The organism is Streptomyces sp. NPDC048416 (genome assembly GCF_043200435.1).
Taxonomy (GTDB): domain Bacteria; phylum Actinomycetota; class Actinomycetes; order Streptomycetales; family Streptomycetaceae; genus Streptomyces.
Map to the genome: position 1 here is coordinate 53,209 of NZ_JBICXU010000038.1, position 12,866 is coordinate 66,074.

Sequence of the window (12,866 nt, forward strand, 5' to 3'; positions counted from 1 at the left end):
GGACGCCACGAACCCCCTGGGCCTGCCCAGACCCCCAGGACCGGGCTTTCGGGTCGGCACGCTGCCGCTGCTCGCCGCCGCCTGCCCGGGACGCCGAACGTGGAGTACGGGCGGTCAGTCGGTGCGGAAGCCGGCCATCACCGAGGCCGGGTAGCGGCTGCCTGCGGAGCCCTGGGGAAGGACCTCCCGGACACGGGCCAGGTCGGCCTCTGTGAGTTCCACGCCGGTGGCGCCGACGTTCTCCTCCAGACGTGCCGCGCTGCGGGTGCCCGGGATCGGAACGACGTCCTCGCCCTGGGCGAGCAGCCATGCCAGGGCGAGCTGGGCGGGGGTGATGCCCTTGGTGGCGGCGAGCTCTCGTAGCTGCTCGGCTGCGTTCAGGTTGTAGGCGTAGTTCTCGCCCTGCCAGCGCTCGTCCCAGCGGCGCATGTCGTCCTCGGGATACTCGTCGGCGGGCTTGACCACGCCGGAGAGAAAGCCGCGGCCGAGCGGCGAGTAAGGCACCAGGCCGATCCCCAGCCCCCGCAGGACCGGCAGGATCTCGTCCTCCACCTCGCGCTCGAAGATCGAGTACTCGTACTGAAGGGCTGTGACCGGGGTGATGGCGTGGGCGCGGCGGATGTACTGCGGGCCGACGTTGCTCAGGCCGAAGTACCGCACCTTGCCTTCGGCGATCAGGTCACCGACAGTGCCGGCGACCTCCTCGGCCGGCACGTCGGGGTCGGAGATGTGCTGGTAGAAGAGGTCGATGCGGTCGGTCTTGAGGTAGCGCAGGCTGTTCTCGGCGACCTCGCGGATGTTCTCCGGGCGGCTGTTGGTGCCGCTCCCCAGCGCCTTGCTGGTCATGTCGAAGCCGAACTTGGTGGCCAGGACGACCTCGTCGCGGAAGTCCTTGACTGCGGTGCCGAGCAGCGTCTCGTTACTGCCGGTGCCCTGGCCGTACAGCTCGGCGGTGTCGAAGAAGTCGACTCCGAGTTCGTGGGCGCGGTGGATGGTGGCGATGCCGTCCTCGTCGTTCGAGGGGCCGTAGGCCAGGGACATCCCCATCACGCCCAGTCCGAGCGCGGAGACGCGCAGACCCTGCTGTCCCAGGGTGCGGTGCTGCATGAGATCGCTCCTCGTGTCGTATGCCGGGCCGGCAGCCGATAGCCAGCCAAACCAAACGGTTCGGTATGACCCTACGTCTGCCCGGAGTGCAGCGCAAAACCGAACGGTTCGGTCGCCTATCCTGGCCTCATGCCTCGCTCCACCAGCCGCAGCCCTGGCCAGACCCCGGACGACGCCGCCTCGGACGCCGCCGCCTCGGGCGCCGCCACCCCGGGCGCCCCCACCCCGGGCGCCCCCACCTCGGGCGCCCCCACCTCGGGCGCCCCCACCTCGGGCGCCGCCACCTCGGGCGCCGCCACGTCGGGCGAGTCCGCCGACTCCACGCGGCGGCGGATCGTCGCCGCCGCCAAGGAGGAGTTCGCCCGGCACGGGATCGCCGGCGCCCGGGTGGACCGCATCGCCAAGCAGGCCAGGACGAGCAAGGAACGCGTCTACGCCTACTTCCGCAGCAAGGAAGCCCTTTACGCGTACGTCGCCGAACGCGAGACGACCGCGCTCATCGAGGCGACTCAGCTGGATCCGGCCGACCTGCCCGGCTATGCCGGCATCCTCTTCGACCACTTCGCGGCCCATCCGGACCACTACCGCCTGATCGCGTGGGGCCGCCTGGAGCTGGCAGAGTCCGCGGACAACACCGCCGGCCCTCTCCAGGCCACGATCGCCGGCAAGCTCGACAAACTCCGCGACGCTCAGCGCATCGGGCTGCTCGACCCGGCCTGGGACCCGGTCGACGTCCTCGCCCTGATCAACCAGATCGCCATGACCTGGGCAGGTCAGCCCGAAATCGCCGCCGCCGCAGCAGCCCAGGCCGTGGACCCCGCTGTCACCGCCCGTCGCGCCGCGCTGGTGACCGCCGTCGAGCGCATGTTCCCTCGCCCGGACTGAGACCCCCTTTCGGGTGCGGGCCGTGATCGCTTGCTCACGCCCCTCACCTTTCGGGTGCGGGCCGTGGTCACTTGCTCGCGCAGTTCCCCGCGCCCCTGGCAGGGCTGGTGCCGGCCCGCATGGACATCCCCAGCCCGCTGGGCTGCCCGGTGCGGGCCGGCACGGGCATCTTCAGCCCGTCCGGCGATTGAGGACGAGCGCCGTTCAGGCGCGAACGGGTCTGGGGCGGAGCCCCAGGGTCCCTCGCCTTTCGGGTGCGGGCCGTGGTCGCTGCTCGCGCAGTTCCCCGCGCCCCTGGCGGTGCTGGTGCGGGCCAGCATGGACACCCTCAACCCGCCGGGCTGCCCGGCGCCGGCCGGCATGCGCATCTTCAGCCCGTCCGGCGATTGAGGACGAGCGCCCTTTAGGCGCGACCGGGGTCTGGGGCGGAGCCCCAGGGTCCCCCGCCTTTCGAGTGCGGACCTTGGTCGCTGCTCGCGCAGTTCCCCGCGCCCCTGGCAGGGCTGGTGCCGACCCGCATGCACATCCTCAGCCCGCCGGGCTGCCCGGCGCGGGCCCGCATGGACACCCTCAACCCGCCGGGCTGCCCGGCGCGGGCCCGCATGGACGTCCCCAGCCCGCCGGGCTGCCCGGCGCCGGCCGGCATGGACATCTTCAGCCCGTCCGGCGATTGAGGACGAGCGGCGTTCAGGCGTGAAGAGGGGGCTGGGGCGGAGCCCCAGGGGGTCAGGTCAGGCCCAGGGCCGGCATCAGGTAGTAGAAGGCGAACACCGCCGACACGAGGTACATCGCGATCGGGATGTCGCGGGCCCGGCCCGCCACCAGACGCAGCACCGTGAAGGCGATGAAGCCCATACCGATGCCGTTGGTGATCGAGTACGTGAACGGCATCATCAGCATCGTCACGAACGCCGGAATCGCAATCGTCCAGTCCGCCCAGTCGATCTCCCGGATCGAACCGGACAGGATCAGGAAGCCGACCGCGAGCAGCGCAGGAGTGGCCGCCTGCGAAGGCACCATCGTGGCGATCGGGGTGAGGAAGAGGGCGACGGTGAAGAGCCCGCCGGTCACCACGTTCGCCAGGCCGGTGCGCGCCCCCTCGCCGACACCCGCCGTGGACTCCACGAAACAGGTGGTGGCGGACGAGGACGAGGCACCGCCCACCGCGACCGCGATGCCGTCGACGAACAGCACCCGGTTCATGCCCGGCATGTTGCCGGCGGCATCGGTGAGCCCCGCCTCGTCGCTGATGCCCATGATCGTGCCCATCGCGTCGAAGAAGCACGACAGCAGCACGGTGAAGACGAAGAGAATGCCGGTCAGGACACCGACCCTGGAGAACCCGCCGAACAGGCTGACCTGGCCGACGAGGCCGAAGTCCGGGCTGGCGACCGGATTGCCCGGCCACTTCGGAGTGGTGAGACCCCAGGACGGCACCGTGGCCACCGCGTTGATGATCATCGCGAGGACCGTCATCGCGACGATGGAGATCAGGATCGCGCCCGGCACCTTGCGGACCATCAGCGCGAGCGTGAGCAGCACGCCGAGGACGAAGACCAGGACCGGCCAGCCCAGCAGGTGCCCGTTGCCGCCGAGCTGGAGCGGGACGGTGGTGTGCGCGGCGTCCGGCATGCGCGAGACGAAGCCGGAGTCGACAAGGCCGATCAGCATGATGAACAGGCCGATGCCGATCGCGATGCCCTTGCGCAGGCCGAGCGGCACCGCGTTCATGACGCGTTCACGCAGCCCGGTGGCGACGAGCAGCATCACCACGAAGCCCGCCAGGACGACCATGCCCATGGCGTCGGGCCAGCTCATCCGGGGTGCGAGCTGGAGCGCGACCACGGTGTTGACGCCGAGCCCCGCCGCGAGCGCGATCGGCACGTTGCCGATGACACCCATGAGCAGCGTGGTGAAGGCGGCGGTCAGCACGGTGGCGGTGACCAGCTGCCCGCCGTCGAGCTGGTGCCCGTACATGTCCTTCGCGCTGCCGAGGATGATCGGGTTCAGCACGATGATGTACGCCATCGCGAAGAAGGTCGCGAACCCGCCACGGATCTCGCGGGCGACGGTGGAACCCCGCTCGGAGATCTTGAAGTAGCGGTCGAGGCCGTTGGTCGGCGTGGCGGGTGCCGGCGGCTGAGCTGCGGCGTCGACCGTGTCGGGGGCCGAGGGGGGCATGCGGGACCTCAGTCGTGAAGGGGCGGGGGAACGGCACGTACCCGAACTTCTTTGGACGTTTTACCGAACAGAATGAGTCAGCCGTAAGCCGTTTCAGTATGAATACATAAGTCGAAGATCACCATCTCCGCGCGTAGATGCAAGGGCCGTCTGCGCCGCGCCGTCCGCGGGGGCCGCGCGAACGGCGCGCCCTACACTGATCCGCATGCCAGCGTTTTCCACGGGAACACCCCAGCACGAGGCCCCGGAGCCCCTTGAGGGTCCCGTGGTCGCCACCATCACCGGCGGCACGATCATCTGGTTCGTCCTCTTCCTCGTCCAGCTGCCGTTCTACGGCTGGTTCGAGGACCACGGCCACCTGTGGTGGGTGTGGACCTGCCTGGCCGGCGGCGGCCTCGGCCTCATCGGCATCTGGTACGTCCGCGGGCGCGACGCCGCTCTCAAGCGCCACGCCGCACAACAGGCTGCGGACGCACACCAGGCTGCGGGCGCCCACCAGGCTGGGGACGGGCACCAGGCTGGGGACGCACCCCAGGCGACGGACAGCGAGCGGAGCGCAAGGGACGAAGGTCGCTGACCCGCGGGACCTCCGTACAGCCAGAGGACCATTCGTCTCCTCCCAGGGTCGGATGTTCGGCCGTCCCAGCAGGTGAAGCGCCCACTCCCGCCGTACCGTCGACAGCATGACGCAGCGCGCCAACATCGACGCCGGGGCGGAACTCGACCCCGTCCACCCCATGAAGCCGCCGGAGCCCGCGCGGCGGGCGGGGGGTCTGACGACGGCCGAGGTCGCCGAGCGGGTGGCGCGCGGCGAGGTCAACGACGTTCCCGTCCGCAGCAGTCGCTCCACCGCCGAGATCGTCCGCGGCAACGTCTTCACCCGGTTCAACGCGATCATCGGCGTGCTCTGGGCCGTCATGCTCGTCGTGGCGCCGATCCAGGACAGCCTCTTCGGCTTCGTGATCATCGCCAACACCGGCATCGGCATCATCCAGGAGATGCGCGCCAAGAAGACCCTGGACAGCCTCGCGGTCATCGGGGAGGCCAAGCCGACGGTGCGGCGCGACGGGGCAGCCGCGGAGATCCCCACCTCCGAGATCGTCCTCGACGACGTCATCGAACTCGGGCCGGGCGACAAGATCGTGGTGGACGGCGAGACGGTCGAGGCCGACGGCCTTGAGGTCGATGAATCCCTCCTGACCGGCGAGGCCGACCCGGTCCTGAAGAAGCCCGGCGACAAGATGATGTCGGGCGCGTTCGTCGTCGCGGGCGGCGGCGCGTTCACCGCCACCAGGGTCGGCCGCGAGGCGTACGCGGCTCAACTGGCCGAAGAGGCAAGCCGGTTCACGCTCGTCCACTCCGAACTGCGCAGCGGCATCTCCACCATCCTCAAGTACGTCACCTGGATGATGGTCCCCACCGCGCTCGGCCTGGTCATCAGCCAGCTGGTGGTCAAGGACAACAACATCAAGGACTCCATCGCCCGCACCGTGGGCGGCATCGTCCCGATGATCCCCGAAGGGCTCGTCCTGCTGACCTCGGTCGCCTTCGCGATCGGTGTCATCCGGCTCGGCCGCCAGCAGTGCCTGGTCCAGGAACTCCCCGCGATCGAGGGGCTGGCCCGCGTCGACGTGGTGTGCCTCGACAAGACGGGCACGCTCACCGAGGGCGGCATGGACGTCACCGAGCTGCGCCCGCTGAACGGCGCGGACGAGACGTACATACGCACCGTGCTCGGCGCGCTCGGCGAATCCGACCCCCGGCCCAACGCCTCCCTCCAGGCGATCATCGACGCCTACCCGGACAGCGAGGTGTGGCGCTGCACCGAGTCGCTGCCGTTCTCCTCGGCCCGCAAGTACAGCGGCGCCGCCTTCAGCGAGGGCGACGGCGAGAACAGCGTCTGGCTGCTCGGCGCGCCCGATGTCCTGCTGGAGCCTGGTGACCCCGCGCTCTCGGAGATCGACGCGCTCAACGAGCAGGGCCTGCGCGTCCTGCTGCTCGCCCGCGCCTGCCGCGAACTCGACGACCCCGCCGTCGCGTCCGACGCCGAAGCCAGCGCGCTGGTCGTCCTCGAACAGCGGCTGCGGCCCGATGCGGCCGACACCCTGAGCTACTTCGAGGACCAGAACGTCAAGGCGAAGGTCATCTCCGGCGACAACGCGGTATCGGTCGGCGCGGTGGCCGGAAAGCTCGGCCTGCCCGGCGCGGCCGACACCGTCGACGCCCGCCGACTCCCGACCGATCAAGCCGAGATGGCCGACATGCTGGACGCCAACTCGGTCTTCGGCCGGGTCACCCCGCAGCAGAAGCGCGACATGGTGGCCGCGCTCCAGTCACGCGGCCACACGGTCGCGATGACCGGCGACGGCGTCAACGACGTACTCGCCCTCAAGGACGCCGACATCGGCGTCAGCATGGGCTCCGGCTCGGAGGCGACCCGGGCCGTGGCCCAGATCGTCCTCCTGAACAACAGCTTCTCGACGCTGCCCTCGGTGGTGGCGGAGGGGCGCCGGGTGATCGGCAACATCACGCGCGTGGCGACGCTGTTCCTGACCAAGACGGTGTACTCCGTCCTGCTCGCCGTCCTCGTGGTGTGCTCCCAGGTCGAATACCCCTTCCTGCCACGCCACTTGACCCTGCTCTCCACGTTCACGATCGGCATCCCGGCGTTCTTCCTCGCGCTGGCCCCCAACAAGGAGCGGGCGAAGCCGCACTTCGTACGGCGGGTGATGCGGTACGCGATTCCCAGCGGGGTCATCGCGGCGGTGGCCACGTTCGTGACGTACATGATCGCGCGGGCGTACTACACGGGGCCGGGCGAGCTGGACGCGGAGACCAGCGTCACGACGCTGACCCTCTTCCTCGTCTCGATGTGGGTCCTGGCCATCATCGCCCGCCCCTACACGTGGTGGCGGATCGTGCTGGTCGTCTCCATGGGCGTGGCGTTCCTGCTGGTGCTCGCGGTGCCGTGGTTGCAGCACTTCTTCGCGTTGAAGCTGGTGGGGGCGGTGTTGCCGTGGGCCGGGGTGGGGATTGCGGCCGTTGCTTCGGCGGTGCTTGAGGTTGCGTGGCGATGGGTCGGACGCCGCTGGCCGGACTGAGGCGAGGATTCACCGTGCGACGTCCGCGCAATCGCGGCCAAGGCGGAGGCACGGGCCGTCGAGGCACCCGGTCAGCTCTTACGGTCTTCCTGCCCAGCAAGCCCGCACAGGGCAGCGACTTGAGGGCGCAGGGCCTTCACGCCGTGCGTGTGGCCCGGGCCCGGGCCGTGGCGGAAGGCGCGGAGGACGAGGCACTGACCGTCCCAACCACTCCTGCCGGTCGGCCCCGGTAATCGTCGCGATCGGGCGGTCCCATCGACAACGACGCTCTGGTCGACTCCATGTTCCGGAAACCGCCTCCTCGGCCCGACCAGCAGCACGACGATGCCGGCAACCGTACGGAAGGCCCCGTGCGGTGAGCAGTGGCGACGAGCTTCGGGAGATCGTCACCGATGTCACCGGTATCGACTGGCCCGCCGGCGACGTGAGGACAACAGCGTCATTCTGCGAGGCCACGAGCGGGACGTTGCTCAGGACATCGCCGATATCGCAAGCGGTAAGAGCCAGTTCATCAAGGAAACCGGAAACTACTCGATCAACGGACGGACCTACGGCGTGGAGGGGTCAGGGAGGGTATATCCCACGAAGGCCCAGGAATCGTGAAGCTCGACCGGAACGAGTACGCCGCGCTGCAGCTGATAGCGAAAGCCAAGGGAGACCTCAGCGCGGCTTCACCCGAGCTCACCAGAGCACCCAGGTTTACGAACAATCCAGGCATTATCGAGAAAGCTCTGGCCATCTACAACGGGACGTATCCGTGACATACAACCTCCTCACCGTCGATGCCATGGCGCACGACACCGTTACCGCCGCTCTTGCCCGGTGTCTGAACGTGGCAGTGGATGAGGTGGATCTCGGCGGCCCCGGGACGGATCCCGACCTTCGACACTGGGAGGCCGCCGTGTCGTGCGAACTCCGGCTGGTCCTGGGAGACTTGGCCTGGTCGATCGACATCTACGCCCAGGAGACGGTCACCGATCAACCCTCTGAGGCGGAACTCGCCCGGAGGTTCGCGGAGGCCGTGCATACGACCGTCCTCTTCCCCGCCGACGAAGCACCGCCCAGCGCGTACTGGGCGGCCACGCCGCAGGGGTCGGTCACCCGCGCGAGACTGGAGCTCTCCGAAGACGAGCCGCCCGTCTACACCGTTACGGCCGTAGAGGCGCCCGTGGCGCAGTTTCCCCGGGCGACGGTGGAACACTTCGAGGAGATCGTGCGGGAGCAGCGGCCCCCCGGCCCCGTTGCCGACCGCTTCAAGGAGTCCTTGGAGCAACTACGAGAGTCGGCGTCGTATCTGGCACGGCTCTCCCTTGATCAGGAACTGGGCAGCCCCATCTGGTCCGCACAGGACAACCTGGTGGTGTGGGAGCGCGTCATCACGCAGATGGAATCGGGGTGGGCTCCGTCCGGCTGGTACCCCGCCGCTCTCTACCACGAACGGTTGCGGGCCCGAGACGCGCTCGTCGATCTCGCCGAACGGTTGCCTCGTGCTGTGACCGAGCTGTTGAACGAGGCCCTGGAGCAGTTGGACAGGCGTTTCATCGCTGCCACCGTCGAGGACGGGTCGGGGACTCTCCAGGGGCAGGGGTGGGGGCCCCCTTCCGACCGGCGGCCCACCGGTTGGTGGTGGCACCGCCGGCCCGATCCCGTCCCTTGGACCCAGCCGTGACGCCGCGCGATGGCCCAGCTCACGCGTGCGGCCGCAAACGGAGCCCCCGTGTGGGTCGGCGCTAGGGGGTGTCTGGTGGATCATGGCCGGGGGTGCGGCGCCTGGCACGGCACCTCGCGGCGTTGCCGAAACGCCCCGATAGCTCCGCTATCACGACGTTCCGGCGCCTTGCGATGCACCGCACCAGGCGCCGCACCCTGACCGACCCTGATCCACCAGACACCCCCTAGTCGAACCAGCGGTCCCGGGACAGTTCGGCCGTCCTGGACGGGTCCTCCAGGAGGGCGGCCACCTCGAACCGGCGGGGCCACTGCGCGGCGGCCCAGGCAAGCCCCGCCGCCACGCCCTCCAGCGTCGCCGCGTGGACCACGCCGTCGGGTGACCGGCGCCAGTCGAGCTCCACCCCGCCCGCCAGGAGCGCTTCGTGCTCGACGTAGGTCGCCGGGGTGGCGGGTCCGAGCAGGGCCCGCACCGCGTCCGGCACCTCGTGCTCGGCCCCCTCGGACGTCACCTCCGCGTCCGCCGCCTCGCCGAGCCGCCCCACCTGGAGGAGTTCGGCGAGCTCGGCCGCGCGGGCCGGGGCGACGGGAAGCAGGGCAAGCCCGGCCGCGAGCGGCAGCAGATCGGGCGCGTCCGCGACGACCGCGTCCGCCGCGTCGACCACCCGCACCTCTCCGTCGACCACCGCCCGCAGCTCGTCCGGCAGCGTGACCTGCTCGGGGTCGAGATCCGCCAACGCCGTGTACAGAGCGTGGAGTTGAGGGCCCGAGACCTGCCGGTCGGGGTCGGCGAGGCGGCCGAGGAGTTCCGCCGCGCCGCCGGGCTCGTCCAGCAGGGCCGGCACCGAGGTGCGGACGCCGAGCGCCCGCAGGACCTGCGCGTCGTCGAACCCGGTCGCGTCCGCCGACTCGTACAGGCCGGAGAGGAGGGGATCGGAGCCGGCCGCGCGCAGGCCCGCGGGGCGCCGGCCGTCGAGTACCGGGTGGTCGCGCAGCCACCAGGCCGTGTAGGGGCGTACCGACTCGGTCGTGCCGTCGGGCAGCAGGACGCGTACCGGCTGGACCAGGGCGTCGCGCAGGGGCGGTTTGGCGAGCAGGGCGAGCGCCGCAGGCCAGGCGTCGTCGTCGACCAGGTCGAGGTCGCGCACGGCGACGATCTCGGTGGCCACGGGAGGGACCGGCGAGTCGGGCAGCCGGTCGAGGACGTCCTCGCACCACACGTCCACCGCGTCGAGCAGCCCCGCGTCGTCCGGCTCGGCGAAGTCGCCCTCGCGGGGCTCCAGTTCGTCCGGGTCGAGGACGACGTCGGTGGCGCGTACGAGAGCGAACGTGGCGAGCACGCCACAGGCGGTGAGCGGCTGCTCGCCCCAGCGCTCGGCCAACTCGCCGTCCACCTCGGCGAGTTCACCCTCGCGGATGACGGCGGCGAAGGGTGATCCGGGCAGGACGAGTTCACCGGCGGGCGCGAGTTCGCCGTCCTCGTCGGGCAGGGCGAGCGCGCCGAGCCAGGGTTCGTCGCCGGGCGCGAGGTTGGCCTCGCGCACCAACGTCAGGACGGTGTCGGCGAGTTCGTCGGCATCCAGGGCGTCCTCGTCCCAGATCTCGCCGCTGTCGAGCGAGGCCGCGACGGCCGCCCGCACCTGAGGGGTCGTCAGGACCGCGCGCGGGGTGGCGGGCAGCGCGCCGAGCTTTTCGAGCAGGGGGTGGGCGGCGTCGGGGTGGGCGACCTTCAGGCCGAGACGCCCCAGGTCGGCGGGGGTGTCGGCGAGCGGCAGCAGGATCTGCCGGGGCCCGATGGCGGTGCGGCCGCCCGCGAGCGGCACGGGGAGACCCGACAGCCGGTCGGGGTCGACCCCGCCGAGCGTGTCGTAGAGCCGGTGCCACCATGCGGGGGCCCGCTCGGCTCCCGCGATACGGTCGACGGCGTCGCCCAGCGTAAGCCTGCCGACCTCCAACGACCGTAGTTCCGGGCGGCGTTCGAGACCGGCGGGCAGCAGGGTGGGCAGGACTTCGGCGAGGACGCGCACCGTGTCGGCGCCGGCGCCCTCGACGACCTCCGCCTCGAAGGGACGCAACGCCAGGAGGTCTTCGGTGGGCGCGGCGGGCGCCAGGAACGCGACGCGGGGCAGCCGTTCGAGGATCGCCGCGCGCAGGGCGCCGTCCAGCTCGCCACGGCCCAGCGGCCCGGGCACCAGGCCGACAGTGCCGGTGGACACGGGCCGCCAGGCGCCGAGCAGTTCGGCGTACGCGTCGGCGGCGCGCTGCACCAGGAAGTCGGTGAGCGGTCCCGGCGCGGGGTGGCGGCGCGCGGTGTCCAGCGGGAACGAGGCGATGAGCAGCGCGGGGACGCCCAGGGGTTCGTCGGTGGGGGTCGGCGCGTGCACGACTGCCGCGGTGCGGGGCCGTTCGGGGGCGCCGTCCTCGTCCACCGGGACCGCCCAGGTCACCGTCCAGTGCGGGCGCAGGCGTTCTTCGACGGGCCGGTCGGCGAGGAGTTCCTTGGCGAGAGGGCCGTGGTGGCTGACGGTGCGCCAGCGGTGGATGGTCTCGTCCCGGCTGTCGTCGATGTGCACGTACGCCTCGTCGTGCACGGAGCGCCGCAACACCCGTGTGCCGTCCGGTGTTTCGACGACGATCTCGGTCAGGCCGGGCAGGGTGAGGAGCAGCGCGTCGTCGATGCCGTCGAGGAGGCGGCGTACGAGGTCTTCCGCCGTGCCGTCGCGCAGGGGCAGCACCACGACGGTGTCGTAGCCCTCGGGGGCGGCGCCCTCGGCGGGCAGCGGCAGCCTGAGCAGCGGTACGTGTCCGTCGCGGCGGCGCAGTTCGTCGCCGAGGCCGGGGCTGGCGAGGGCGGTCTGGGCGGCCAGCTCGCGGGCCTCTGAAAGCGACCAGCGCACCCCGCCGGTACGGCCCACCACGGCGGGCTCGTCGCTGACGGCGAGCACCGCGGCGAACCCGACGCCGAACCGGCCCACGGCCACCTCGGTGTCCGCGCGCTTGGCGCTGGCGCGCAGCGTGGACAGCGACTCGACGCCGACGGCGTCCAGGGGCGCGCCGGTGTTCGCGGCGGCCAGCACGGCGGGGTTGCCCTGCCCGGCGGGGTGCAGGGTCAGGCGGAGCCGTCCCGTGGTGTGCGCCCTGGCCGCGGCGTCGGCGGCGTTCTGGGCGAGCTCCACGACGAGGCGGTCGCGGTAGCCGCCCAGTGCCAGGTCCTCCTCGGCGTTGGCGTCCTCGCGGAATCTGGCCGGGCCCGCGCCCCAGGCATTCAGGACTCCGCGCCGCAGCCGCGCCGTCCCGAAGGGGTCGGCCCCTTCGGCCGCCATCGCCTTGACGATCACGCCGTACTCCGCTCTGTCCTGCCCCGCGTTCCGGGACTGCGGCCCGAAGGTACCGTGCGGTGGGGGTGGGGCTTGAATTTCCCCCACCCCGCCCCTTCCCAGGACCCTCCGGGGGAATCCCCCGCCCCCAGCACGCCGGCCCCCCGAGCGGGTCTCGCGCAGTTCCCCGCGCCCCCATAACCCGCCTACGGGTGCGGACCGTGGGGGCGGGTCGCGCAGTTCCCCGCGCCCCTGAAACCCGCTCTCGACTGCCGGCCGCGGTCGCTTCTCGCGCAGTTCCTCGCGCCCCCATAACCCGCTTACGGGTGCGGGCCGTGGTCGCTTCTCGCGCAGTTCCCCGCGCCCCTGAAACCCGCCCTCGACCGCGGGCCGTGGTCGCTTCCCGCGCAGTTCCCCGCGCCCCTGAAACCCGGTCTCGGCTGCCGGCCGTGGTCGCTTCTCGCGCAGTTCCTCGCGCCCCTATCAGCACTGGTGCAGGGGCCGTGCCGGCCTGCTCGGGCATCTTCAGCCTGTCCGGCGATTGAGGACGAGCGCCGTTCAGGCGCGAACCGGGGGTGCAGGGGGCGGAGCCCCCGCATGGGGTCTG

General features: G+C 71.3%; 9 protein-coding genes. 6 read left to right on the forward strand and 3 right to left on the reverse strand.

Features of this window, described 5'->3' with window-relative positions:
- Nucleotides 1-114: 114 nt before the first annotated feature.
- Nucleotides 115-1,107, reverse strand: a complete 993-nt coding sequence (locus ACGFW5_RS31810) for an aldo/keto reductase (RefSeq protein WP_393837795.1) — start codon at nucleotides 1,105-1,107, stop codon at nucleotides 115-117.
- Between the two features lie 129 nt (nucleotides 1,108-1,236).
- Here ACGFW5_RS31810 and ACGFW5_RS31815 point away from each other — a divergent pair, with 129 nt between their 5' ends.
- A complete protein-coding gene (locus tag ACGFW5_RS31815) occupies nucleotides 1,237-1,992 on the forward strand; it encodes a TetR family transcriptional regulator (RefSeq protein WP_393837796.1) in 756 nt (251 codons plus the stop codon).
- Nucleotides 1,993-2,510: 518 nt separating this feature from the next.
- Nucleotides 2,511-2,666 (forward strand): hypothetical protein, encoded by a 156-nt coding sequence (locus ACGFW5_RS31820; RefSeq protein WP_393837797.1) that lies wholly within the window; start codon nucleotides 2,511-2,513, stop codon nucleotides 2,664-2,666.
- Nucleotides 2,667-2,718: 52 nt separating this feature from the next.
- Here ACGFW5_RS31820 and ACGFW5_RS31825 read toward each other — a convergent pair whose 3' ends face one another.
- The gene (locus ACGFW5_RS31825; protein WP_393837798.1) at nucleotides 2,719-4,173 is read right to left on the reverse strand and encodes an NCS2 family permease; all 1,455 of its coding nucleotides are present in this window, start codon (nucleotides 4,171-4,173) and stop codon (nucleotides 2,719-2,721) included.
- A gap of 205 nt (nucleotides 4,174-4,378) precedes the next feature.
- On the opposite strand from ACGFW5_RS31825, the gene ACGFW5_RS31830 reads away from it, so the two are divergent.
- The 4 genes from ACGFW5_RS31830 (at nucleotide 4,379) to ACGFW5_RS31845 (ending at nucleotide 8,943) form a co-directional block, all read left to right on the forward strand.
- A complete protein-coding gene (locus ACGFW5_RS31830; protein WP_393837799.1) occupies nucleotides 4,379-4,750 on the forward strand; it encodes a DUF2530 domain-containing protein in 372 nt (123 codons plus the stop codon).
- 106 nt (nucleotides 4,751-4,856) lie between these two features.
- Nucleotides 4,857-7,274 (forward strand): cation-translocating P-type ATPase, encoded by a 2,418-nt coding sequence (locus ACGFW5_RS31835; protein ID WP_393837800.1) that lies wholly within the window; start codon nucleotides 4,857-4,859, stop codon nucleotides 7,272-7,274.
- 599 nt (nucleotides 7,275-7,873) lie between these two features.
- Nucleotides 7,874-8,035 (forward strand): hypothetical protein, encoded by a 162-nt coding sequence (locus tag ACGFW5_RS31840; RefSeq protein ID WP_393837801.1) that lies wholly within the window; start codon nucleotides 7,874-7,876, stop codon nucleotides 8,033-8,035.
- On the forward strand, nucleotides 8,032-8,943 hold the full coding sequence (locus ACGFW5_RS31845; protein WP_393837802.1) for a hypothetical protein: 912 nt from the start codon (nucleotides 8,032-8,034) through the stop codon (nucleotides 8,941-8,943). Before ACGFW5_RS31840 ends, ACGFW5_RS31845 begins: the two co-directional genes overlap by 4 nt.
- Before the next feature lie 226 nt (nucleotides 8,944-9,169).
- Here ACGFW5_RS31845 and ACGFW5_RS31850 read toward each other — a convergent pair whose 3' ends face one another.
- The gene (locus ACGFW5_RS31850; RefSeq protein ID WP_393837804.1) at nucleotides 9,170-12,265 is read right to left on the reverse strand and encodes a sacsin N-terminal ATP-binding-like domain-containing protein; all 3,096 of its coding nucleotides are present in this window, start codon (nucleotides 12,263-12,265) and stop codon (nucleotides 9,170-9,172) included.
- Between the last annotated feature and the right edge of the window lie 601 nt (nucleotides 12,266-12,866).

Bases quoted from the DNA above. Each gene is read 5' to 3' on its own strand.
- ACGFW5_RS31810 (WP_393837795.1), bottom strand. From the start codon at position 1,107: ATGCAGCACCGCACCCTGGGACAGCAGGGTCTGCGCGTCTCCGCGCTC.
- ACGFW5_RS31815 (WP_393837796.1), top strand. From the start codon at position 1,237: ATGCCTCGCTCCACCAGCCGCAGCCCTGGCCAGACCCCGGACGACGCC.
- ACGFW5_RS31820 (WP_393837797.1), top strand. From the start codon at position 2,511: ATGCACATCCTCAGCCCGCCGGGCTGCCCGGCGCGGGCCCGCATGGAC.
- ACGFW5_RS31825 (WP_393837798.1), bottom strand. From the start codon at position 4,173: ATGCCCCCCTCGGCCCCCGACACGGTCGACGCCGCAGCTCAGCCGCCG.
- ACGFW5_RS31830 (WP_393837799.1), top strand. From the start codon at position 4,379: ATGCCAGCGTTTTCCACGGGAACACCCCAGCACGAGGCCCCGGAGCCC.
- ACGFW5_RS31835 (WP_393837800.1), top strand. From the start codon at position 4,857: ATGACGCAGCGCGCCAACATCGACGCCGGGGCGGAACTCGACCCCGTC.
- ACGFW5_RS31850 (WP_393837804.1), bottom strand. From the start codon at position 12,265: ATGGCGGCCGAAGGGGCCGACCCCTTCGGGACGGCGCGGCTGCGGCGC.